The organism is Flavobacterium sp. (assembly GCF_046073885.1).
Lineage (GTDB): Bacteria > Bacteroidota > Bacteroidia > Flavobacteriales > Flavobacteriaceae > Flavobacterium.
Genome location: NZ_JBJTND010000010.1, coordinates 1 through 22,500, shown reverse-complemented (window position 1 = coordinate 22,500; position 22,500 = coordinate 1). Strand labels below are relative to the sequence as shown.

General features: G+C 34.8%; 22 protein-coding genes and 1 riboswitch. Of the genes, 15 read left to right on the top strand and 7 right to left on the bottom strand.

The genetic code is table 11. The features are described 5' to 3' along the window. Positions 1-75: 75 nt before the first annotated feature. Positions 76-2,016: a TonB-dependent receptor plug domain-containing protein gene (locus tag ACKOWY_RS01100; protein WP_408939596.1), complete on the bottom strand. Its 1,941-nt coding sequence runs from the start codon at positions 2,014-2,016 to the stop codon at positions 76-78. Positions 2,017-2,094: 78 nt separating this feature from the next. Further along, positions 2,095-2,326: riboswitch (cobalamin riboswitch) on the bottom strand. 75 nt (positions 2,327-2,401) lie between these two features. Here ACKOWY_RS01100 and ACKOWY_RS01095 point away from each other — a divergent pair. The 4 genes from ACKOWY_RS01095 to ACKOWY_RS01080 are packed head-to-tail and all read left to right on the top strand — an operon-like array spanning position 2,402 to position 6,259. Beyond that, a complete protein-coding gene (locus tag ACKOWY_RS01095) occupies positions 2,402-3,229 on the top strand; it encodes a T9SS type A sorting domain-containing protein (RefSeq protein WP_408939595.1) in 828 nt (275 codons plus the stop codon). Between the two features lie 41 nt (positions 3,230-3,270). After that, on the top strand, positions 3,271-4,407 hold the full coding sequence (locus ACKOWY_RS01090) for an ABC transporter substrate-binding protein (protein ID WP_408939594.1): 1,137 nt from the start codon (positions 3,271-3,273) through the stop codon (positions 4,405-4,407). 30 nt (positions 4,408-4,437) lie between these two features. After that, positions 4,438-5,463, top strand: a complete 1,026-nt coding sequence (locus tag ACKOWY_RS01085; RefSeq protein WP_408939593.1) for an iron chelate uptake ABC transporter family permease subunit — start codon at positions 4,438-4,440, stop codon at positions 5,461-5,463. A gap of 10 nt (positions 5,464-5,473) precedes the next feature. Continuing rightward, positions 5,474-6,259 (top strand): ABC transporter ATP-binding protein, encoded by a 786-nt coding sequence (locus ACKOWY_RS01080; RefSeq protein WP_408939592.1) that lies wholly within the window; start codon positions 5,474-5,476, stop codon positions 6,257-6,259. A gap of 5 nt (positions 6,260-6,264) precedes the next feature. Here the strand turns inward: ACKOWY_RS01080 and ACKOWY_RS01075 are convergent, their stop codons facing one another. From ACKOWY_RS01075 to ACKOWY_RS01065, 3 genes are read right to left on the bottom strand one after another with little or no spacing between them, the layout of a single operon-like run. Further along, entirely contained in the window at positions 6,265-7,614 is a 1,350-nt protein-coding gene (locus ACKOWY_RS01075; RefSeq protein ID WP_408939591.1) for a glycosyl hydrolase 53 family protein, read from the bottom strand. 1 nt (position 7,615) lies between these two features. Further along, complete coding sequence (locus tag ACKOWY_RS01070) at positions 7,616-8,065, bottom strand: tRNA (cytidine(34)-2'-O)-methyltransferase (protein WP_408939590.1); 450 nt, start codon at positions 8,063-8,065, stop codon at positions 7,616-7,618. A gap of 28 nt (positions 8,066-8,093) precedes the next feature. Continuing rightward, positions 8,094-8,666, bottom strand: a complete 573-nt coding sequence (locus tag ACKOWY_RS01065; protein ID WP_408939589.1) for a pseudouridine synthase — start codon at positions 8,664-8,666, stop codon at positions 8,094-8,096. 86 nt (positions 8,667-8,752) lie between these two features. Between ACKOWY_RS01065 and rmuC the strand changes: the two genes are divergently transcribed. The 9 genes from rmuC to ACKOWY_RS01020 all read left to right on the top strand — a co-directional run bounded on the left by rmuC (position 8,753) and on the right by ACKOWY_RS01020 (position 18,211). Then, the gene (rmuC, locus tag ACKOWY_RS01060; protein WP_408939588.1) at positions 8,753-10,108 is read left to right on the top strand and encodes a DNA recombination protein RmuC; all 1,356 of its coding nucleotides are present in this window, start codon (positions 8,753-8,755) and stop codon (positions 10,106-10,108) included. Positions 10,109-10,228: 120 nt separating this feature from the next. Continuing rightward, positions 10,229-11,332: a hypothetical protein gene (locus ACKOWY_RS01055; RefSeq protein WP_408939587.1), complete on the top strand. Its 1,104-nt coding sequence runs from the start codon at positions 10,229-10,231 to the stop codon at positions 11,330-11,332. A 23-nt stretch (positions 11,333-11,355) separates the two neighbouring features. Beyond that, positions 11,356-13,386, top strand: coding sequence for an FG-GAP-like repeat-containing protein (locus ACKOWY_RS01050; protein WP_408939586.1), 2,031 nt, complete (start codon positions 11,356-11,358; stop codon positions 13,384-13,386). 85 nt (positions 13,387-13,471) lie between these two features. Next, complete coding sequence (locus ACKOWY_RS01045; protein WP_408939585.1) at positions 13,472-14,461, top strand: cation diffusion facilitator family transporter; 990 nt, start codon at positions 13,472-13,474, stop codon at positions 14,459-14,461. A gap of 130 nt (positions 14,462-14,591) precedes the next feature. Beyond that, positions 14,592-15,380 (top strand): hypothetical protein, encoded by a 789-nt coding sequence (locus tag ACKOWY_RS01040; RefSeq protein ID WP_408939584.1) that lies wholly within the window; start codon positions 14,592-14,594, stop codon positions 15,378-15,380. A gap of 173 nt (positions 15,381-15,553) precedes the next feature. After that, entirely contained in the window at positions 15,554-15,799 is a 246-nt protein-coding gene (locus ACKOWY_RS01035) for an AbrB/MazE/SpoVT family DNA-binding domain-containing protein (RefSeq protein WP_408939583.1), read from the top strand. Further along, a complete protein-coding gene (locus ACKOWY_RS01030; protein WP_408939582.1) occupies positions 15,790-16,113 on the top strand; it encodes a type II toxin-antitoxin system PemK/MazF family toxin in 324 nt (107 codons plus the stop codon). The genes ACKOWY_RS01035 and ACKOWY_RS01030 overlap by 10 nt, the downstream gene beginning before the upstream one ends. A gap of 157 nt (positions 16,114-16,270) precedes the next feature. Then, a complete protein-coding gene (locus tag ACKOWY_RS01025) occupies positions 16,271-16,873 on the top strand; it encodes a peptidylprolyl isomerase (RefSeq protein ID WP_408939581.1) in 603 nt (200 codons plus the stop codon). 90 nt (positions 16,874-16,963) lie between these two features. Next, positions 16,964-18,211, top strand: a complete 1,248-nt coding sequence (locus tag ACKOWY_RS01020; protein WP_408939580.1) for a DEAD/DEAH box helicase — start codon at positions 16,964-16,966, stop codon at positions 18,209-18,211. Positions 18,212-18,233: 22 nt separating this feature from the next. Here ACKOWY_RS01020 and ettA read toward each other — a convergent pair whose 3' ends face one another. Genes ettA through holA form a run of 3 tightly spaced genes read right to left on the bottom strand, consistent with a single transcriptional unit; the run spans position 18,234 to position 21,187 of the window. Further along, positions 18,234-19,922: an energy-dependent translational throttle protein EttA gene (gene ettA / locus ACKOWY_RS01015; RefSeq protein ID WP_408939579.1), complete on the bottom strand. Its 1,689-nt coding sequence runs from the start codon at positions 19,920-19,922 to the stop codon at positions 18,234-18,236. 18 nt (positions 19,923-19,940) lie between these two features. Next, the gene (locus ACKOWY_RS01010) at positions 19,941-20,123 is read right to left on the bottom strand and encodes a CAL67264 family membrane protein (RefSeq protein ID WP_408939578.1); all 183 of its coding nucleotides are present in this window, start codon (positions 20,121-20,123) and stop codon (positions 19,941-19,943) included. 59 nt (positions 20,124-20,182) lie between these two features. After that, positions 20,183-21,187 carry a DNA polymerase III subunit delta gene (holA, locus tag ACKOWY_RS01005; RefSeq protein ID WP_408939577.1) on the bottom strand — a complete coding sequence of 335 codons (1,005 nt, stop codon included), beginning with the start codon at positions 21,185-21,187 and terminating at the stop codon, positions 20,183-20,185. A gap of 35 nt (positions 21,188-21,222) precedes the next feature. On the opposite strand from holA, the gene ACKOWY_RS01000 reads away from it, so the two are divergent. Both ACKOWY_RS01000 and ACKOWY_RS00995 read left to right on the top strand, forming a co-directional pair. Continuing rightward, positions 21,223-21,669 carry a type I restriction enzyme HsdR N-terminal domain-containing protein gene (locus tag ACKOWY_RS01000; protein WP_408939576.1) on the top strand — a complete coding sequence of 149 codons (447 nt, stop codon included), beginning with the start codon at positions 21,223-21,225 and terminating at the stop codon, positions 21,667-21,669. Positions 21,670-21,674: 5 nt separating this feature from the next. Continuing rightward, positions 21,675-22,500, top strand: an 826-nt coding sequence (locus ACKOWY_RS00995) for a glycosyltransferase family 2 protein (RefSeq protein WP_408939575.1), incomplete at its 3' end; no start/stop codon positions are given.

Sequence of the window (22,500 nt, the reverse complement as noted above, 5' to 3'; positions counted from 1 at the left end):
TGATTAAATTAAAAAAGTAACTACTTGAATCATTCAAAAGTACAGAAACTAAAAAAAGGATTTAATAAAAAAAGGTTAAAGTTTGAGATTCAAGCCCAATTTGAAATTTCTACCTCGAGTAGCATAACCGATATTTTCTACAAAATCAACATTAAAAATATTGGTCACAGCACCAAAAACAATCAATCTACTTTTAACCAATTTATATTTTACTAAAGCGTTCAATAATTGGTAGGAAGCCAATTTTGTCGCTACAATTTCATAAGTACTTCCGTCATAAAAAGCATCGTTTCTAGCAGCTACATATTGATAATTGGCATTAATAAATAATCTTTTGGTTGCCGAAAAATCCACTGAAGCATTTATTTTATGTTTCGGGATTAATCGATTTAAAGCTTCATCAACTTGTGTGAACGTATAATTGGCATTGCAATTTATTTTAGAATTCAAATCATAACGCACAGTCGCCTCTACCCCTTTTGCCTTGTACAACCCCTCAATATTTGCATAATGATACGTAGCATCAAAACCAATGGAATTATTTTGCGCTCTATAAAAACCAACTGCATTGAAAGTTAATTTGTTTTGTATGAGTGATAGCTCCAATCCCGATTCTAGTGTTAGGTTATCTTCTGGTCGCAAAGTTTTTGTCCCATATTGTGAGTACAATTGGTACAAACTGGGTGTAACATATGCAGAAGAAACGGATGACAATATCTTAAATGGAAAATTGGTTTTGAAATTATAAGACGGATTGAAATTAAAAATTACATTATTTCCATATTCACTGTGCTGATTAAAGCGACCGCCCAAATTAAGATTCAAACCCGTTTCTGAATTAAACACCGAACTAAAATAGGCATCCAAAATAGTAAAATGGGTGGCTTTTCGATCGACAAATTCATATGGGGTGCTGCTGTTCATATCGAAAAACTGATAACTAACTCCCGTAATCAAAAGCAATTTCGAACTGAATTTATATCTATTAAAGGCATCTACCGAAGCGCTTCTCGAATCATAATATGAAAAATCCATGTCGTTGGTCCAGCTATTGAACTCTTGGTAATTGCGTTGAATTTTGCTAAAACTAGAATTCAAGTTAAACTCTCCTTTTGCATAATTAAATTTGGGTGAAAACCCAAACCGAAGTTGTTCGGTTTTGGATTTATTTAAATTGGTATCGTTCAAACCGGTATTATCAAACTGAAAATCATAATCATTATAAACTTTATCAAACGTTCCGAAGAAATTTAAAGTCAATTTATCAGAGGCTTTGATTCCAATTTTTGACAAATAATTGATTCTTGAAAATCGGTCTTTATCATAATTTGAATCGGAATTGGGTTCAGCAATTTGCGACATTCCATTGGTTTCAGTGCTGTTCAGAGAAGCAAAATAACTAACTTTTTTAACGGTTCCATTTACCGAAAAACCTTGGTTAAAATCTTGTCCGTTGTATTTAACATTGCTTGCCGTGTTATTAGAACCAATACTGGAATAATAATTGGCTTCAATACCTTTCTTGCTCGATTTTTTTAAAGTAATATTGATCACAGCCGTAGCCGCACCTGATCCATAAAGCGTACTTGCAGCGCCTTTCATGATTTCGATGCTTTCAATTTGATCAACCGGAAGCAAACGTAAATCATACTCAAAGCTAATACCGGAGGCATCTGTAACCGGATTGCCATCAATAACAATTAAAACTTGTTGGTTTTTTCCTCCTCGAATGTAGTAGCCAAGGTTCTTTCCGTTGGCCGATTGGGCTCCATTTATTTCAACTCCGGTAACCGAATTCAGAATTGAAGCCAGGGTTTCACCCGATTTTTTTTGGAGTTCAGCAGCTGAAATTTTTGCAATTACCTTTCCTGATTTTTCTTTGCTCAGAGGAAATTTAGTGTCGGAAAATACAACTTCATCCAGTTGTTTTACCTTAACGGAATCGGTTACTTGGGCATAGCCACAAGTGGTCGCCAATGCGAATAGTGCACTGATGCGAATGAAAATTTTGTTCATTTTTTAGTTAGTACTAATTTACTAATAATGGGAGAAAAGCACAGAATTACCCATACCCAAACCTTTTTTCCCGAAAGTTTGATACTCAATGTAAGTGGCAGGTCTCCTGGCTCGCGTCTTGTTGTTGGCCTTCCCATTCGCCGTGACGAAAAGTGACATCGTAGATAACAACAAGCTTTTTAGCATACAGTTGCGGGTACAGCGTAAGATTTTTGATTTTTGAAAAAGGCTTCCATCGTCAATTACTTCCTTCCCTTTTAATGCTCCCCTGAAAAAGATCAAAGTCACAACCGAAATACAGTGCAAATGTAGTGTAAATAACTATTCAGAAAATTTATATTTCAGAAAAAATATTATATATTTGTATGAATTTAACTTTTTAATTATGAAAAGATTATTGATTTTTTTATTTGTCAGCTGCAGTTGCTTTTCTCAAAATCAAGTGGTTGAAATTAAATTAGTAAATCCAAATATTGGCACTGAAGCATTTCAAATTATTAATGAATCTAATGATCAAGGGTTAAATCAAATTTTTCAAACCCATAATGTCATAAGATATGAAAAGCGTTATAATCATCCCTTATTCATAGATAAATATTACGAAGCTGAATGTCAAAACTGCAACACAAATCAACTATACACTGATTTATTAAATTATTCTTCTGTTGTAGAAAAAGCAAGAATTACAAGTTATGGAAGCGCATACAATGATGCTTTATATACCAAGTTACAATCAGCAATTATTGGAAATCCGATTGGAGTTAACAATGGAGTAATAGTAACAAATGACAGTGGTCTAAATCAAATATTTCAAAATTTTAATGTAAATTATTTCAACGCACTTAACGCAAACAACTACTATTATATTGTTTGCAATTGTGATAATATAGCTTTAAAATCAGCTTTAGATAGTTATTCATCGGTCATTAATCTAACTGAATTTATTTACGCTTCATATTGGTTAAAAAACAACCAATTTCAAAAATCAAAAACATTAATTTATCCAAATCCATTTTTAACTAATTTTAATATCCAATCTGAGGATATTATTTCTAACTACTCCCTAATTGATATTTCTGGCAAACAACTAATTGCCACTAATTCCAAAAATGAAATAGACAAATTAGCTTCACAATTGAATTCGGGTATTTACTTTCTCAATCTTAATTTTGAAAATGGGCAAACAGGTAATTTCAAATTAATTAAAGAATAATAAATTGAAACATTGTTTTTACTTTTGCAAAAAATAATTCCATGTCTCGATTTATCAAATCCATTTTATTGGCGCTGTTCTTACTTCCTTTTACACAATGCAAAAAGGAAACGATCGAGCAACAAAAAAGTATTCCGGAAAACGAAATTCACTACGCCAAAGGATTTGCACTCATCAATCACCCAGGTTATTCGGTTATTACCGTTACCAATCCTTGGCCTAAAGCCGATAAAACCTACACTTACATTTTACAAGAAAAATACGGAAGTATTCCGGATAGTTTGAAACACTACCCTACTATTTCTGTTCCAATAAAAAGTATTGTTGTAACTTCCACCACACATATTCCGTCACTTGAAATGCTTGGTGTAGCACAAACTTTGGTTGGTTTTCCGAATTTGAACTACATTTCTTCAGAGAAAGTTCGCGCATTAATTGAGGCTAAAAAAGTAAAAGAACTGGGTTCCAATCAAGATTTAAATACCGAAGTTTTAATTGATCTTCAACCTAATGTAATCATCGGATACGGATTAGACAACAACAATCCTACTTTGGATAACCTACAAAAAAATGGCCTAAAAGTTTTATTAAATGGCGACTGGAACGAGCAAACACCCCTTGGAAAGGCCGAATGGATTAAATTCTTTGGCGCTTTATATGGTAAACAAGATAGAGCCAATCAATTATTTTCTAAAATTGAAAAAGACTATTTAAATACCTTAGAAATTGCAAAAAAAGCCAGTCACCACCCTACTATTTTAGCCGGAGACATGTATGAAGACAAGTGGTATTTACCACAAGGGAGCAGTTGGGGTTGTCAATTATTAAAAGAAGCTCAAGGCAACTATCTATGGGCAGAAACTTCGGGTACTGGTAGTCTTTCCTTATCATTTGAAACCGTATTGGAAAAAGGTAAAAATGCGGATTTATGGATTACTTCGGGGCAATTTGGTTCGCTTAAAGAAATGCTAGCTTCCAATCCGCATTATGCCCAGTTTAAAGCTTTTCAAAATAAAAATGTTTTTTCTTTTAGTGCCAAAAAAGGAAAAACAGGCGGTATTTTGTATTATGAATTAGCGCCCAACAGACCCGACATCGTGCTGAAAGACGTGGTTAAAATTCTACATCCCGAATTATTACCAACCTACCATCCTTTCTTTTTTGAAAAGTTAAAATAAAACACAATCTTTGTACTTCATTTGTACAAAATGGTTACTACCCGAAATACATTATTTTTCTCACTTTTAACGCTGCTATTGCTATTGGCTTTAGTCTTGAATATTGCTTTGGGACAAGTAGCTATTCCGTTTAAAGAAGTGATCAAAAGCTTGTTTGGATCCACTGCCAGTAAAGACACTTGGGAGTACATCATTATCAATTTTAGATTACCTAAAGCAATTACTGCGATACTTGTTGGTATCGGATTGTCAGTCAGTGCTTTATTAATGCAAACTTTATTCAGAAATCCGCTTGCCGGACCTTATGTTCTAGGCTTGAGTTCAGGCTCTAGTTTGGGTGTTGCTTTTGTGATTTTAGGCGCGGGAATTTTGCCTGGAATGTTGTCAACTTTTTTAATTTCTTCTTACGGAATTATTTTAGCCTCCTGTTTAGGAAGTTTTTCGGTATTACTTTTAGTCTTATTAATTTCCAAATATTTACGAGACACCATGACCATTTTAATTGCCGGATTGATGTTTAGCAGTTTTGCAGGAGCCATTGTTTCGGTTTTGTCGTATTTTAGTTCTGCTGAAAAATTACAGAAATTCACTTTTTGGAGCATGGGAAGCATTGGGAATTTATCATGGCAAAACATCATCTTGTTAGGGTTTGCAGTAGCATTAGGCTTGTTATTGAGCTTGTTCTCATTAAAGGCTTTAGACGCATTGCTCTTAGGTGAAAATTATGCAAAAAGCTTGGGATTGGACCTTAAAAAATCAAGACGCATCATCATACTAGCAACTAGCATATTAGCTGGAAGCATTACTGCATTTGCAGGGCCTATCGCTTTTGTAGGATTGGCAGTACCGCATTTATCAAAATTGCTTTTTCAAACAAGCAACCACCGTATTTTGTTTTGGTGCACTTTATTTATCGGTGCCATCATCATGCTTTTTTGTGATTTGGTTTCTCAAATGCCGGGGTTTGATTTTACCCTTCCAATAAATGCAATCACCTCTATTGTTGGTGCTCCCGTGGTAATTTGGTTACTGGTTCGAAAAAACAGATTGGTATAAAATTGAAATTATGAGCGATACTAAATACCTACTCTCCACTAGCAATCTCTCGATTGGATACAAATCCAAAACGAAGGTAAATGTTATTGCCTCAGACATCAATTTGAATTTAGAATCAGGAAAATTAATCTCATTAATTGGCGAAAACGGAATTGGAAAATCCACTCTTTTAAGAACGCTTTCAGGGCTTAAAAAACCATTAGAAGGTGCTGTTTTATTGAATTCAAAAGACTTAAAAGAATACAATCAAATTGATTTAGCGCAGAATTTAAGTTTGGTGTTAACCGAAAAACTACCCCCAAGTAATCTAACTGTTTTTGAATTAATTGCACTTGGAAGACAGCCTTATACCAACTGGATTGGTAAATTAACGGATACCGATTTGGAGCAAATAAACCAAGCAATTACCTTAACTAAAATAGCGCATTTGGCTCAAAAAAAATATTACGAAATTAGTGATGGTCAATTTCAAAATGTATTAGTAGCCAGAGCTTTAGCGCAAGATACTTCAATCATCATTTTAGATGAACCTTCCACACATTTGGACTTATTTCACAAAGTAGCTTTGTTTAAATTATTGAAAAAACTTGCTTCCGAATCGAATAAATGCATCCTATTTTCAACGCACGATATTGATTTGGCGATTCAATTATCAGATGAAATGATTGTGATGACAGCTAAAAATGTCGTTCAAGACCAACCATGTAATTTAATTTCTAAAGGAATTTTCGATAGCTTATTTAAGGACGAAAACATAAAGTTTGACAGTGAAAAAGGTCGGTTTATGATTCGGTAGTTGGCTTAATTAATAACTATCTTTTTTACAACTTTGCTTTCGTTTACATAAAATTCAAAATAATAAATACCCGAATTTAACTCCGATACATCCAACGCGTTTTCAGTTGTTTTTTTGTTTAAAATAATTCTTTCAAAAACATCATATACAATAACTTGTGTATTATCATTTAAATTTTTAAAGTAAATAATGTCTTTCGCTGGATTTGGATAAATTACGCCCTCATTTTTGTTTTGATCATCAATTGAAAGTCCGCTGCAAAAATTAAAAACATCAAATATTGGCAAAGCGGAATTGCCAGTTGAAAAATTAAAAAAGCTCAAATTCTCATAAGAAGAACCCTGCCCCCATTTATCACAAAAAGTAGAAGATATCCATCCAGGCTCCCAATATAGCACTCCTTTACCACCGGCATTGTAAACTGTGGTCACGATGTCATTAAAAAACTGTTTTTGTCCAGTTGGAGTTATTGGATAACTAAAATTTCCATTTGTATTGATAAAATTAGTATAGCTATCTGAATTTCCAGTAGTCCAAGGCAAGCCCGTTTCAAAGAGCATAATGTCTTTATTATAGCTAGTTCTCAACGAACTTACCAAATTTCCTAATTGCGTTAAAGTAGTAAAATTAGAATAGTACGGATAAAAAGAAACTCCAATAATATCATAATTTGTAATTCCCTGACTTGTAAAAAGTCCGGCTAACCAAGAAGCAGTGCTGTCTGTAAAATGAAGCGCTTTTTTAATTGTCGTATTATTTGAAGCGTTGAAATCGGTTACTGCCGTTAGAGCACTATTAAATTTATTAGCATCTTCGGGCCAAGTCCAACCGTTAGTAGCACTGGTATCGTCTATAAAGCCCCATGTAGTTTCATTTCCAATTGCAACAACATCTGGGGTTACGTTATTATTTTTTAACGTTTGCAACACCGAAAAAGTATAGTTATAAATGGCATTTTGAAGAGCAACACCACTCAACCCATTCCACGCCTGAGGCCTTTTTTGGGTATTGGGATCGTTAAAATAATCACCATAATGAATTGCTAAATTTAATTTCATTCCGTTAGCTTTAGCGCTTGTAAATCCGGAAATCACATCATTAATATCATTTGCAGAAATAGCATTCCCACAAGAACTAGTCACATTTTGAGGCGTATGAAACAAACGCATCCGAATCATATTTGCTCCTTTTTGAGCAAAAAAAGCATACGGATTTACGATGTTATTATTAGAATCTCGGTACACGCCACCATTAGACAGTACCGAATTTGTATAGGATAAATCTGCTCCAATAGTAAAGCATTGCGCTTGCAACCCAGCAGAAAAAATCAAGAATAACACAACTACCTTTTTCATCTTATAAATCAATTTGTCTTTTAGCCTCTCCCACTACAAAAGCCACCGAATTGGCAATATTATAACTCCGAATCAAACCAGACATCGGTATTGTTAAATGGTTCTCAAAAAGCGCCAAAACCTCTTGACTCAAACCTACGCTTTCTTTTCCAAAAACCAACCAATCACCGTCTTGAAATTGTGCCTCGTAAATCGATTTTTCTGCATGCGAACTCATTAAAAACACACGCGATTTATCTTTTATTTGATGCATCCATTCGGCTACATTTTGGTATTCGGTGACATCCAAATGCACCCAATAATCCAAACCCGATCGTTTTAAATTCTTGTCATTAATAACAAACCCAAAAGGATGAATTAAATGCAATCTACTCTCAGTACCCACGCACAACCGACCTATATTTCCGGTGTTATTGGGGATTTCGGGTTCCACTAAAACAATATTCAACATATGTTAGATTTTTAGACAACTTAGATTTTTATACTGTTAGATTTTTTATTTCTAGGACTTCTCCGGCTTGTAAATTATTTAAATGAATAGCTCCAACCCGAACACGAACCAACCGCAACGTAGGAAATCCGACTGCTGAAGTCATTTTTCGAACCTGACGAAATTTTCCTTCGGTGAGCGTAATGGTCAGCCACGAAGTTGGACCATGGCGTTCGTCACGTATTTTTTTTCCGCGTTCACCAAATTCAGGAATCGAATTTAAAATTGCGGCTTGGCATTTTCTGGTTTGGTATTTTTTACCATTAAAACCAATCAACACTCCCTCTTTCAGCGCTTCAATTGCTTCTTGATTGATGATGCCATCCACTTGAACATAATATTCTTTTTCCACTTTTTTACTCCGAACCACTTCACTCATCATACCATCGGTGGTAAGCAATAACAACCCTTCCGAATCTTCATCCAAACGACCAATAGCCATTGTCCCAGGTGGAAAATCATACAATTCACCAAGCAATTTTTTCTTTCGTTTTAACTCATAAATAAACTGCGAAAGATATCCGTAGGGTTTATGAATTAAGAAATGTTGGTGATTTGACATGAAAACAATTTTGACAAAAATAGTATTAATCTTGCAATCAATTAGTACTATTTTTAGTATATTTACCTACTTATATGATTTAAAAAATGACTCCAATTATTTCTTTTTTAGTAGTATTTATTTTTTCATTAGCCCTCGGATTGGTTTTAGGTAAATTCCTTTTTAATACCAACACCAAATCTGAAAAAGCAGCATTAGAAGAAAAAATAAATGGTTTGCTGGCTCAAATCAATCAATTGAAAGAACAATTTCAATTGGAACGCACGCAGTTTGAAAAACAATTAGAAATCACTAACGAAGACAAAGAAAAGATTCGTGCCGATAAAGAAGCATTGGCGATTCAGTTAACCAAAAAAGAAACCGATTTTGAAAATCTTTGGGAACGCAACAAAGAACAAAAACAGGAAGTAGAACAGCTTCAAGAAAAATTCACCAAAGAATTTGAAAATTTAGCTAATAAAATTTTAGAAGAAAAAACTTCCAAATTCACTGAACAAAATAAAGAGAATTTAGTCAATCTATTGAATCCGTTGCAAGAAAAAATTCAGCTTTTTGAGAAAAAAGTCGAAGACACCCACAAAGAAAGCATCGATTATCATGCCGCTTTACGCCAACAGATTGTAGGCTTGACCGCAATGAACGAACAAATGAGTAAAGAAACGCTCAATTTAACCAAAGCCCTAAAAGGCGATAGCAAAATGCAAGGAAATTGGGGCGAACTCATCTTAGAACGCGTACTTGAAAAATCGGGGTTGGAGAAAGACCGCGAATATTTTGTGCAAGCCAGCTTTGTTAATGAAGAAGGCAATCGAGTGTTTCCCGATGTAGTAATTAACTTACCGGATGGTAAAAAAATGATTGTCGATTCCAAAGTAACATTAACGGCCTACGAGCGTTACATTAATGAAGAAGACGACGATTTGAAAGCGCAACATTTAAAAGAACATGTCCTTTCCATCAACCGCCATGTGGAACAATTGAGCAACAAAAACTACCACGATTTATACGAAATAGAAAGCCCTGATTTTGTTTTGTTATTCATTCCTATTGAATCGGCTTTTGCCATTGCCTTAAATGAAGACACCAATTTATACAACAAAGCTTTCGAGAAAAATATCGTAATCGTAACTCCGTCTACGCTTTTGGCTACTTTACGAACCATTGACAGCATGTGGACCAACCAAAAGCAACAAGAAAATGCGCTCGAAATTGCGCGTCAGGCGGGAGCTTTGTATGATAAATTCCATGGTTTATGGACTGATTTAATTACCGTTGGAAAAAAATTAGACGATGCCAAATCGGGGTATTCGGATGCGATGAATAAATTAATTGACGGATCGGGGAATTTAATAACGCGCGTTGAGAATCTGAAAAAGATGGGGGCTAAAGCCAAAAAATCACTTCCCGATAACATAATTTCAAGAGCCGAAAAAGAAGAATAATATTCGCATTCTAATCTACTTCCATCACGATCTGAATTAAATGCAGTTGCATTTTGTTTACTTTTTTTTTTAAATTGATTAACTATTTTTTATTACATTTATTAAATATAATGAATTTACATGAAGAAAAAATACGCTTTATTGATAACGACTCTAGTAGTTATCATTTTGATTTCTTGTTCAAAATCGGATCAAGTAGAATATATAGATTTACCCCAAGTTTCGGTTAACCTAGCGACAATTCCTTATCCGAAGTTATCTGATTATCATTTTTTTGAAGGTGAGATAAAAGCGCAAAACCCTACTTCTGGAGTAATCCCTTACGAGCCTGCAAGCTCTTTATTTTCTGATTATGCCCATAAAAAAAGATTTATTTGGCTTCCTTCAAACACCCATGCCACTTATAATGGAGACGAAAATGTGTTTGAATTTCCTGTTGGAACTGCCATAATAAAAACATTTTATTACGATCATGTTCAGCCAAGTAACACAACTAAAAGAGTTGAAACGAGATTATTAATTAGAAAATCAACTGGCTGGCAAGCGTATACCTATGTTTGGAAAGAAGACCAAACTGACGCGTTATTAGAATCAACAAATAACGGATTACACATTCCGATTACATGGATCGATGATGATGGTACCACTAAAAATGTAAATTATGCGGTACCCTCCCAAACGGAATGCGTTACTTGTCATAAAATAAATCCAAATCAAACGGGGGAAATCACAATTCCAATTGGACCTAAACCTCAAAACTTAAACACTACATTCAACTATACCTCTGGAGCTGAAAACCAAATCACAAAATGGAAAAATCTAGGTATATTAGGCAATGATGTGCCTGCATTAGCATCCATTCACTCTACTGTTGATTGGAAAGATACCAGTAAGTCACTTGAGTTAAGAGCCCGTTCTTACATTGATATTAATTGTGCTCATTGTCATAGAGTTGGCGGACATTGTGATTATACTCCACAACGATTTAATTTCAGCAACACCAATTTAAGCACTTTTGGGGTTTGCCTTACTCCTTTATTTACCGTTCCTAATAATCCATTTGTAATTAATGGTGGAGATGCAAATCACTCAGAATTAATTTACAGAATAAGTTCAACTGAAGCTTCAGAAATGATGCCGATAATTGGCCGTACCCTTGTGCATCAAGAAGGAGTTCAATTGATGAAAGATTGGATTAATTCGCTTCCCGCAAATTGTCACTAAAAAATAATTAAAAAACAAACCTGATGAAAAAAATCATTCTATTATTCGTTTTCTATATCGGAATTCAAATAACAAAGGCCCAAGGCAGTTGTGAAACTGCGCAAGCAATAACCGCTGGGACTCATACTATTTCAGAAATAAACGGTATAAATAGCAGTACTCCTTGTTCTTCAACAGTTGCAAATACAGCCAATTGGTATTCCTACACACCAACACAAAATCACACCGTCACAATAAGCGCAGATCTTGCAATAAACATATGTAAAGACACCTACGTGAATGTTTATTCTGGAACATGTACGGGTTTAACTTGCTTGGCTTCAGATGATGACTCGGGTATTATAGTATGCAATAATGGTAGCAATACAAATTCTTATTTATCCGTTGTTTCTTTTATTGCAATAGCCGGAACTACTTATTACATAGCTTGGGATAATCGATGGAGCACAACTACGCCTTTAGGATTTGATTTCCAATTAACAGAGGCTCCTGTTGCTATTGCTCCAATTTCTTTCACTCCGTATACAATTTCTTCTAGCGCTTCAATTTGTAGTGTTGCCGATTTAAACGGAGATTATTTAGATGATATTGCAACGGTTCAAACGAATCAAATGACAGTATTAACTCAAAACACAACCGGGGGTGGATTTACATCTACAACATATCCGCTGCCTAATTTAACTGCAACTCCAAGCTGGAGTATTGCTGCAGGTGATTTTGATAAAAACGGATTCAATGATTTGGTTTTTGGAAGCGGAAGTAGAGTTGCCGTTATCAAAGCCAATACTACAGGATCGGGTTATACTGAAATCGCCTATCCTCAAAATATTTTTACACAAAGAACAAATTTTGTAGACATCAATAACGATGGTCACCTAGATTTATGGGCGTGCCATGATGTTGCTCAAAGTCATGCTTATAGAAATGATGGACTTGGAAACCTTAACTTTGATATTTCATTAATGCCAACTTTGGCAGTGGGTGGAAATTACCAATCACAATGGTCTGATTTAGATAATGATGGAGATATTGATATGTATCTTGCTAAATGCCGAGGTGGTGCGGCCGTTGGTGACCCTCAACGAATAAATTTATTTTACAAAAACAACGGTAACGGTACTTTCACCGAAACAGGAGCGGCTGCAGGAATAAATGACGGATCACAATCATGGTCAACTGCTATAGAAGATTATGATAATGACGGCGATATGGATATTTTATTATCTAACATATCTGATACCAATAAATTATATAGAAATAACGGAGACGGTACTTTCACAGATGTATATAGTGCTTCGGGTATTGATCCTCAAGTGGGGTCTTGGGAACTTCAAGCAGCCGATTTTAATAACGATGGCTGGATGGATTTCTTATGGCAAAACAGCAAAGAACTTTATATAAACAATGGAAATTTAACTTTCACCGGTTACGATTTATCGTTTAGCGAAGGCGGTATTGGCGATTTAAATAATGACGGTTTTTTAGATGTTCAATTTAACAATCAAGTGTATTACAATGTGCCCAATGCCAACAATTGGATTAAAATTAATTTACAAGGAATTCAAAGTAACCGAAATGGTATTGGTGCTCGAATTGAAATTTATGGCGCATTTGGAAAACAAATTAGAGAAATAAAAAGCGGAAACGGTTTTAGCCACCAAAGCACTTTAAATGCGCATTTTGGTATTGGCACAGAAACTGCAATCACTCAGATTATTGTAAAATGGCCTTCGGGAATTGTAGACACAATCAACAACCCAACAATAAACAATGCGACTTTAGTAGTAGAAGGTTCGACCTTGGCACTAGAAGATTTCAGTTCTTCTGAAATCAAATTATTCCCGATTCCAGCAAAAGATGTATTGAACATAAAATCGAGTGATTCCATCAACATCAAATTAGCTAAAATATTTGATTTGAATGGTAAACTAATTTTTGAAAGCAACCTAATTGCCAACGTAATTCCTACAGAAACCTTAAGTAAAGGCACTTATATTGTTCTATTACGAGACACTAACAATAAAGATTACTGTAAAAAATTCACAAAAGAATAAACTCAAAAAAAGCCCGAAATATTCGGGCTTTTTTTATATCCTTTTCAATTGGAAATTCTTATTTTTGAAGTAAATATTTACTTAAATGTACAAGTCTAAAGAGAACTTTCAAATTCAAAAGAAACTAACGTTTGTCATCGTTATTTTATTTTTAATCAAATTAACCGCTTGGTTCTACACCAACTCGGTTGCTATCCTTACGGATACTTTAGAGTATACCATCAATGTCATTAGCGGATTTATTGGATTGTACAGCTTGTATCTTTCGGCTAAACCCAAAGACAAAAACCACCCCTACGGACACGGAAAAGTTGAATTTCTTTCGGCTACCGTTGAGGGCACTTTAATGGTCGTTTCGGGATTTGTAATTATTTATGAAGCAATCAACAACTTAAAACATCCGCACGAATTAAAACAACTTGATTACGGGATTTACTTAGTGGGTTTAACCGGAGTGCTTAATTATGTAGTGGGTTATTTTTCTATTAAAAACGGAAAGAAAAACAATTCGTTGGCCTTAGTGGCAACCGGAAAACACATGCAATCGGATACCTATGCTACTGTTGGAATTGTTGTGGGGCTGGTACTTATTTATTTTACCCATTTAAAATGGATAGACAGCGCGGTAGCTTTTATTTTTGCTCTCATTATTATCGTTTCGGGATACAAAATTTTACGCTCTTCTATTGCAGGAATTATGGATGAAGCCGATGATGAACTGCTTGAAAAAATGGTGCGCTATTGCCAAGAAAAACGACGTGAAAATTGGATTGACCTGCACAATTTGCGTTTTATAAAATACGGCGGCACCTTACACCTGGACTGCCACCTAACCATTCCTTGGTATTTTAATATTCACGAAGGACATAAAGAAGTAGACGAATTGGAAAAAATTGTAAAAAACAACTTTGGCGATAGCGTGGAGCTGATGGTTCATACCGATGGTTGTTTGGACTTTTCTTGTAAAATTTGTAGCAAAAAAGAATGCCCCATGCGCAAACACGAGTTGGTGAACACCATTGAATGGACCATTGAAAACATCTCGTTAAACAACAAACATCAAATTGAGAATTAGACAAAATAATACTAAATATAACAGCAAAATAATTAGGCTTCATCTAATCTAGTTAAATTAACAGCACACATATTTATTCTTATAGACATGAAAATGTTCTGTACATTTCAATGCAAAAATAAATTACATTATGAAATCAAAAAAAATACTTCTCATATTTCTTTTCTTATTTCTAATTATTATTAGTTGGAAAACGATTGATAATAATTGGATTGTTGAAAAACATCAAGGATTTAATATTTTATACAAGAATACAGATAAAAAGAATATAAAGGAATATGAAAAATTAATTAAGAATGGAGTAAAATCAACAAATTTGTTTTTTACTTCATCATATAAAAATAAATTTGATATTGTTATCCATCCAAATCGTCATTCTTTAGATAGTACATGGCAAAAAGATTGGAAAATGCCAGATTATAAATCTGAATGTTGGATGGTAGCAAGTGGAGTTGCTACAAAATTAGATATGATTTCTCCAATACTTTGGGATAAAGAGTCATGTGAACATATTTATTCGGAATCACAAAAAACGCAAAACCTGATTACCCACGAATTAATTCATGTATATCATGGCCAGCTAAATATTAGTCCTGACTTTAGTAATGTTGAAGGCATAGATTGGTTTGTCGAGGGTTTAGCTACTTATGCTTCAGGTCAATGTGATTCATCTGAAATTTCAAGAATTAAAAAAGCGATTTCCGAAAACAAAATTCCAGAAAATTTAGACAACTTTTGGACTGGTAAATTAAGATATGGCCTTTCTGGTTCTGTTGTAATGTATATTGATTACAAATACGGTAGAAAAAAACTAAAAGAACTTTTACTATTTAATAAAAAATCAGAAATACTTTTAGCATTAAAAATAAGTGAATCTGAATTATTAGATATGTGGAAAAATTATATACAAAACCTATAAAACCTTTTTGAAACAAATATATAAACTGATATATTTATTATATCTAATATAGAAAGCTCGTAACCTCGAAAAGCGCCAGAAAGTTAGCGTTACTACAAAAAAAAACGATTAAAAGACTTTTATATTAATTATTATTGTATTTACTTTGTAATAACATTCAAATTTATAGAATTATGGAAACTGCAATAATCAAAATTGGAAACTCAAAAGGTTTGCGTTTAAGCAAAACAATCCTGGAAAAATATAACATTAAAGACAAAGTAGAAATTATACTTGAAATGGGACAAATTATTCTTAAACCTATTGAATCTCCAAGAAAAAATTGGGAATCTTCATTTGAAAAAATGAATAAAGAAGGTGATGATAAAATGCTTATGAATGACGTATTTAATGATGAAAATTTTGAAGAATGGAATTAATACAATATTCGATAATTTTAGTAAATCTTGATCCAACATTAGGAAGTGAAATTAAAAAAACTAGACCATGCATAATCGTTTCACCAAATGAGATGAATAAATACTTAAATACAATAGTTATTGCTCCAATGACATCAAATTTAAAAGCATATCCGACAAGAATTCCTGTAAATCATAGCAGTAAAAAAGGAATGATTGCGATTGATCAAATTAGAACTTTTGATAAAAATAGAATTTTAAAAGTTTTGGGTAAACTAAATAAAACAGAAATTAAATTGACTAAAGATGTAATTAAAGAAACATTTGTTGATTAATAAAGTACTATCGCTAATCGTGGTTTTGCTAGATTGCAAATTTTTTAGTGAAATCTCATTCTCGCTTCGCAAGAATTTTTATCTATAACAAAAAAAGTTCCGAAGTTCGCAACTGCGTGAAGCGGCGGGACGTTATGAGCAACTTTAAAATACATTTATGAGAAAAATCACCCTCCTTTTTTTGATTTTATTTTTTCAAAACTTTTATTCTCAAAACATCAAAGATAAACTTGACAAAATAACAACAATTGAGGAAGCCGAAAAGTTTGTTGAAGACAATCCTGAATTAATTCCAGAAGTCTTCACTATTTCACCAGAAGTTGACACTTTGGTGCCTGCCTATTTTATAACACTCAAAGCAGGAAATGTTATCAGCGAAAATGGAAATACTTTTAAAGTTATCTCTGTTAGTAAAGGGAAAGCACTTCGTGTTAGTAATATATACTTAGATGGTAGCAAACTTACCTTGAATGAAATAAACAAACTTCGCCCACAAATAATAAGTCAATATAAAAAAGGAACTAAATTTCCGGATTTGGCGAAAAAATACACAATGGATGGGAATGTAAAAGCAGATTTGAATTGGTTTACAGAAGACATAATGGTTCCAGAATTTGTAAACGCAATAAAAATTCATAAAAAAGGAGAAATCTTTACTGTTGACGTACCAGAAAACAAATGGTATTATGTAACCCTAAAAACGCACGAAGACAAAGAAGTAACTAAAATCACAATGCTGAAAGTCAAAAGCAGCCTCTAACACCCATTCCTCGCAATTACAAGGCTTGGTTTGTGCTTAAAAAATATAACCTATCTTTGCAGTCTCTTGAAACAGTTCAAGGAACCAATTATGACATTTAGCGATTTAAATTTATTAAAAAACATACAGCAGGCCTTAACGGAAGAAGGGTACACCAACCCCACTCCCATTCAGCAACAAGCCATTCCAATTATTTTAGAAGGAACCGATTTAGTGGGCTGTGCACAAACCGGTACCGGTAAAACAGCCGCTTTTGCAATCCCAATTATCAACTATTTACACCGCTTAGTAGGTTCTTCCGCTAAGAAAAAAAACATACGCACGCTCGTGGTTACACCCACTCGCGAACTTGCCATTCAAATAGACGAGAGTTTCAACACCTACGGGAAATACACCAACATCCGTTCGATGGTAATTTTTGGCGGGGTGAGTCAGGTGCCGCAAGTAGACCAATTAAAAAAAGGAATAGACATTTTAATTGCCACTCCCGGCAGGTTACTAGACCTTCATAAACAAGGCTTTATTGATTTGGATCATTTGCATTTCTTGGTTTTAGACGAAGCCGATCAAATGCTGGACATGGGTTTCATTAACGATGTCAAAAAAATTGTAAAACTTACCCCAGATAACCGTCAAACGCTATTGTTTTCGGCAACCATGCCCATGGCGATTCGAGAATTGGCCGATTCCTTTTTGACTAAACCCAAATATGTTTCGGTGACTCCGGTTTCTTCCACAGCCGAAACGGTGAATCAAAAAGTGTATTTTGTAGGAAAAGAAGACAAACGCAAACTTTTGTACCACATCATTCGTAATGATAAAATTGATAATGTGTTGGTTTTTACCAGAACGAAACACGGTGCAGATAATGTGGTAAAAGCCCTTAAAAAGAACAATGTAACCGCCGAAGCAATTCACGGAGACAAGTCGCAAAATGCAAGACAACGCGTTTTGGATGCGTTTAAAAATAAAGAGATTTCAGTTTTGGTTGCCACCGATATTGCAGCGCGTGGTATTGATATTGAGAGTTTGCCTTTTGTAATTAATTTTGATATTCCGAATATTTCTGAAACCTATGTACACCGAATTGGAAGAACCGGTAGAGCAGGAAACAGCGGATTGGCGATTTCTTTCTGCGGAAAAGACGAATTAACCTACTGGAAAGACATCGAAAAATTAATCAAAATAAATGTGAAAGAGGTTAAAGATCATCCGTATCCTTTCACCGATGTTCCTCCAAACCCAGATGCCAAACCCGATTTAAGAAACAAGAATAAAGCAGCATCCAATTCGAGAAAATCGGAAGGATCTAAGAAGAATAAAAAACGCTGGTATTAACCAGCGTTTTTTATTTATATACTTATCGAATAAGTTTCTTGTACTTAATACGCGTTGGGTTAACATCCCCAAGACGCTTGCGTTTATTTTCTTCGTATTCAGAAAAACCACCCTCAAAATAATACACTTGAGAATCGCCTTCAAAAGCAAGAATGTGCGTACAAATTCGGTCCAAGAACCATCTGTCGTGCGAAATCACAACGGCACAACCCGCAAAATTTTCTAAACCTTCCTCTAAAGCTCTAAGGGTATTGATATCTAAATCGTTGGTAGGCTCATCCAGTAAAAGAACATTTCCTTCTTCTTTTAAGGTCATGGCCAAATGAAGTCGGTTTCGTTCCCCACCCGATAAAGCGGCTACTTTTTTGTTTTGTTCGCTTCCGCCAAAATTAAAACGAGATAAATACGCTCTCGAATTCACCTGACGGCCACCCATCATGATTAATTCTTGACCATCGCAAAAGTTCTCCCAAATTGATTTATTCGGATCGATGTTTGAATGCGATTGATCTACATAGGCTATTTTCACCGTTTCTCCAATGCTGAACTCCCCGCCGTCTGGCTCCTGCTCTTTCATAATCATTCGGAAGATTGTTGATTTTCCGGCACCATTCGGACCGATAATTCCAACGATTCCCGCTTGCGGAAGCGTGAAATTCAAATCATCATACAGTAATTTATCGCCAAATGCTTTAGCAACACCTTTAGCTTCAATTACATTGGTTCCCAATCGAGGTCCATTCGGAATGTAGATTTCTAATTTTTCGTCTAATTCTTTTTGGTCTTCATTTAAAAGTTTATCGTAATTCTGTAAACGCGCTTTTTGTTTGGTTTGTCTTCCTTTCGCTCCTTGACGCACCCAATCCAACTCGCGTTCTAATGTTTTTCTTCTTTTGGAAGCAACTTTTTCTTCCTGCTCCATTCGTTTTGATTTTTGATCCAACCAAGACGAATAATTTCCTTTCCAAGGAATACCTTCCCCTCGATCCAATTCTAAAATCCAACCCGCTACATTATCCAAGAAATACCTATCGTGGGTTACTGCAATTACAGTTCCTGCATATTGCGATAAATGTTGCTCTAACCAAAGTACGCTTTCCGCATCCAAGTGGTTGGTAGGCTCATCAAGTAACAATACATCCGGTTGTTGCAACAACAATCTACATAAGGCTACTCTTCGCTTCTCCCCACCAGACAATACATTAATTGGCATATCTCCATCTGGAGTTCGTAGCGCATCCATGGCAATTTCTAGTTTGGTATCTAATTCCCATGCGCCCGTTGCATCAATCTTATCTTGCAAATCCGCTTGACGGTCCATCAGTTTTTGCATTTTATCTGCATCTTCATACACTTCTGGCAAGCCAAACATGTCGTTGATTTTATTGAATTCGTCTAAGATTGCAACCGTTTCTGCAACTCCTTCACGAACAACTTCAATTACGGTTTTGGTCTCGTCCAATTGCGGTTCTTGTTCCAAATACCCAACCGAATAGCCAGGTTGAAAAACCACATCACCTTGGTAATTTTTATCCACTCCTGCAATAATCTTTAACAACGAAGACTTTCCAGAACCATTCAATCCCAAGATACCTATTTTGGCTCCATAAAAGAAACTCAAATAGATGTTTTTTAATACTTGCTTATCACTTCCTTGGTACGATTTGCTCAATTTTTGCATTGAGAAAATCACCTTTTTATCATCTGACATTTTATAGATTTTTTATTATTATACTCTTCCTTTAAGCGCGTTAAATACCCATGCATTGGCTAAAAAACCAACACCAACGGCACCAAAGCCCCATCCTGCCACATCGGCATATTTATTTACTCCAAGTCCGATTAAAATTAAGCCCATTATAATCATAATGAAAGTTGCCCAACCCAATACGGTGTTTTTATTCATTCCCATAGTTTAAGATAAATTTAAGGTGCACAAATATCGTTAATTTAAAATTTTGCTGTCAACTATTAATTAAAAATTTTAACCAGCATTTCTTTTAGTAAGTCATGATTGGATAAAGAATTAGCGCCAACACCTTTGCTTTTCACATCAATCTCACGAAGCGAAGCCACAATACTACTCACTTTTTTCATGGGATAATTTTTTATTGCCACTTCGTAATCTTTCATAAAAAACGGATTGACTCCAAGCACAGGAGCAGCCGCTCTGGGATCTTTATCTTTCAATCCGTGGTATTTTAATAATTTTACAAAAAAACCAAATACCAAACTAACCGTCACCACCAAAGGATTGTCTTTGGGATTATCGGCAAAATACTGCGCAATCTTATACGCTTTCAATTGGTCTTTCGAACCAATCGCATTTTGCAATTCAAATACATTAAAATCCTTACTAAAGCCAATGTTGTATTCGATGTCTTTGGGTGTGATGGTATGGCCTTTCGGTAAAATAATTTGAAGTTTATCCAATTCATTGCTAATTCGACTCAAATCATTTCCTAGAAACTCCACCAGCATGGCATTGGCTTTGGGTTCTATTGAATACCCTCTGCCTTGCAATAACCTTTGAATCCAGGTACCCACCTGATTTTCATATAATTTTTTACTTTCAAACAAAACGCCGTTTTTAGCAATTAGCTTGACTAATTTCTTTCTTTTATCGAGGGTTTTGTATTTGTAAGCCACGACTAAAACGGTGGTTGGCTGTGGGTTTTCGGCATAGCTTTCCAATTTATCAATCGTTCGAGACAACTCTTGGGCTTCACGAACCACCACCACCTGGCGCTCGGCCATCATGGGATAGCGCTTTGCATTGGAAACGATATCTTCAATTGTAGCATCCCGACCGTAAATTACCGTTTGATTAAACCCTTTTTCGTCTTCACTTAAAATGTTATTTTCAATATATTCGGTTAATTTATCAATGTAATACGGCTCTTCACCCATTAAAAAATATATGGGCTTGATAGTTCCAGCTTTTAGGTCGTTAATAATTTTTAAAACTTCATCCATTTTTATCTGTTCTCTAAAATTCTTACTTTTGCTTTATGCAAAAACTACAATTTCCATCGTATTCGTTTCGCTTCAAAAATAGTGAAAATAAAATTGCCATCTTCGATGAAATTCGTAAAAAATTTATTCTACTCACACCCGAAGAGTGGGTGCGTCAACATGTAGTTCAGTATTTGCTTCAAGATAAAAACTACCCAAAATCATATATTAATGTTGAGAAATTAATTAAAGTCAACGAATTAAATAAACGCTACGATATTGTGGTATACCAACCCAACGGTGAATTGTTTTTGCTGATTGAGTGCAAAGCACCCGAAGTAAAAATATCGCAGCAAACATTTGATCAGATTGCCCGTTATAATTTAGTTTTAAATGCCAAATACTTAATGGTAAGCAACGGACTAAATCATTACTTTTGCAAAATAGATTTTGAAAACGAGAAATATGTTTTTCTCGAAGAATTACCAAATTTTGGAGAATAGATTCAATGGATAAAAAAATTGCAGTTGTTATTTTAAATTGGAACGGAGCTAAATTGCTGGAGCAATTTTTGCCTTCGGTGGTTGCTTATTCAGGTGAAGCAAACATTTATGTTGCCGACAATGCTTCCACCGACAATTCGATTGCAGTGATTAAAGAACAATTTCCATCGGTTCAAATCATTCAAAACGAAGGGAATTTTGGGTTTGCAATGGGATATAATGTGGCTTTACAAAATGTAGAAGAACCGTATTACGCTCTTGTAAATTCGGATATTGAAGTTACCGAAAATTGGCTGAGCCCGATTCTTTCTATTTTTGAAAACGAACCAACTACTGGTATCATCCAACCCAAAATTTTAGATTTTAAAAACAAGGAATACTTTGAATACGCCGGTGCTGCCGGAGGTTATATTGATAGTTTTGGCTATCCGTATTGCCGCGGAAGAATCTTTGAGTCGATTGAAAAAGACCACCACCAATACGACGATGAAACCGAAATTTTCTGGGCAAGTGGCGCGTGTTTTTTCATCCGAAAAGAAATTTACAGAACACTAAATGGCTTTGATCCCGATTTCTTTGCACACCAAGAAGAAATCGATTTGTGTTGGCGTGCTAATAATTTGGGTTTTACTGCAAAATACACGAGCAAATCGGTCGTTTATCATGTAGGAGGGGCAACTTTAAATCAGGGGAATCCTAAAAAAACCTTTTTGAATTTTAGAAATTCCTTGTTGATGCTCTTGAAAAATTTACCAAAACACCAATTATTTCCAATTATTTTTATTCGGTTGGTCATGGATGGATTGGCGGGAATTCAATTTATTTTGAAAG

What these genes read in the sequence shown, in the direction of transcription:
- ACKOWY_RS01100 (WP_408939596.1), bottom strand. Translation starts at nt 2,016, where the DNA reads ATGAACAAAATTTTCATTCGCATCAGTGCACTATTCGCATTGGCGACC.
- ACKOWY_RS01095 (WP_408939595.1), top strand. Translation starts at nt 2,402, where the DNA reads ATGAAAAGATTATTGATTTTTTTATTTGTCAGCTGCAGTTGCTTTTCT.
- ACKOWY_RS01090 (WP_408939594.1), top strand. Translation starts at nt 3,271, where the DNA reads ATGTCTCGATTTATCAAATCCATTTTATTGGCGCTGTTCTTACTTCCT.
- ACKOWY_RS01085 (WP_408939593.1), top strand. Translation starts at nt 4,438, where the DNA reads ATGGTTACTACCCGAAATACATTATTTTTCTCACTTTTAACGCTGCTA.
- ACKOWY_RS01080 (WP_408939592.1), top strand. Translation starts at nt 5,474, where the DNA reads ATGAGCGATACTAAATACCTACTCTCCACTAGCAATCTCTCGATTGGA.
- ACKOWY_RS01075 (WP_408939591.1), bottom strand. Translation starts at nt 7,614, where the DNA reads ATGAAAAAGGTAGTTGTGTTATTCTTGATTTTTTCTGCTGGGTTGCAA.
- ACKOWY_RS01070 (WP_408939590.1), bottom strand. Translation starts at nt 8,065, where the DNA reads ATGTTGAATATTGTTTTAGTGGAACCCGAAATCCCCAATAACACCGGA.
- ACKOWY_RS01065 (WP_408939589.1), bottom strand. Translation starts at nt 8,666, where the DNA reads ATGTCAAATCACCAACATTTCTTAATTCATAAACCCTACGGATATCTT.
- rmuC (WP_408939588.1), top strand. Translation starts at nt 8,753, where the DNA reads ATGACTCCAATTATTTCTTTTTTAGTAGTATTTATTTTTTCATTAGCC.
- ACKOWY_RS01055 (WP_408939587.1), top strand. Translation starts at nt 10,229, where the DNA reads ATGAAGAAAAAATACGCTTTATTGATAACGACTCTAGTAGTTATCATT.
- ACKOWY_RS01050 (WP_408939586.1), top strand. Translation starts at nt 11,356, where the DNA reads ATGAAAAAAATCATTCTATTATTCGTTTTCTATATCGGAATTCAAATA.
- ACKOWY_RS01045 (WP_408939585.1), top strand. Translation starts at nt 13,472, where the DNA reads ATGTACAAGTCTAAAGAGAACTTTCAAATTCAAAAGAAACTAACGTTT.
- ACKOWY_RS01040 (WP_408939584.1), top strand. Translation starts at nt 14,592, where the DNA reads ATGAAATCAAAAAAAATACTTCTCATATTTCTTTTCTTATTTCTAATT.
- ACKOWY_RS01035 (WP_408939583.1), top strand. Translation starts at nt 15,554, where the DNA reads ATGGAAACTGCAATAATCAAAATTGGAAACTCAAAAGGTTTGCGTTTA.
- ACKOWY_RS01030 (WP_408939582.1), top strand. Translation starts at nt 15,790, where the DNA reads ATGGAATTAATACAATATTCGATAATTTTAGTAAATCTTGATCCAACA.
- ACKOWY_RS01025 (WP_408939581.1), top strand. Translation starts at nt 16,271, where the DNA reads ATGAGAAAAATCACCCTCCTTTTTTTGATTTTATTTTTTCAAAACTTT.
- ACKOWY_RS01020 (WP_408939580.1), top strand. Translation starts at nt 16,964, where the DNA reads ATGACATTTAGCGATTTAAATTTATTAAAAAACATACAGCAGGCCTTA.
- ettA (WP_408939579.1), bottom strand. Translation starts at nt 19,922, where the DNA reads ATGTCAGATGATAAAAAGGTGATTTTCTCAATGCAAAAATTGAGCAAA.
- ACKOWY_RS01010 (WP_408939578.1), bottom strand. Translation starts at nt 20,123, where the DNA reads ATGGGAATGAATAAAAACACCGTATTGGGTTGGGCAACTTTCATTATG.
- holA (WP_408939577.1), bottom strand. Translation starts at nt 21,187, where the DNA reads ATGGATGAAGTTTTAAAAATTATTAACGACCTAAAAGCTGGAACTATC.
- ACKOWY_RS01000 (WP_408939576.1), top strand. Translation starts at nt 21,223, where the DNA reads ATGCAAAAACTACAATTTCCATCGTATTCGTTTCGCTTCAAAAATAGT.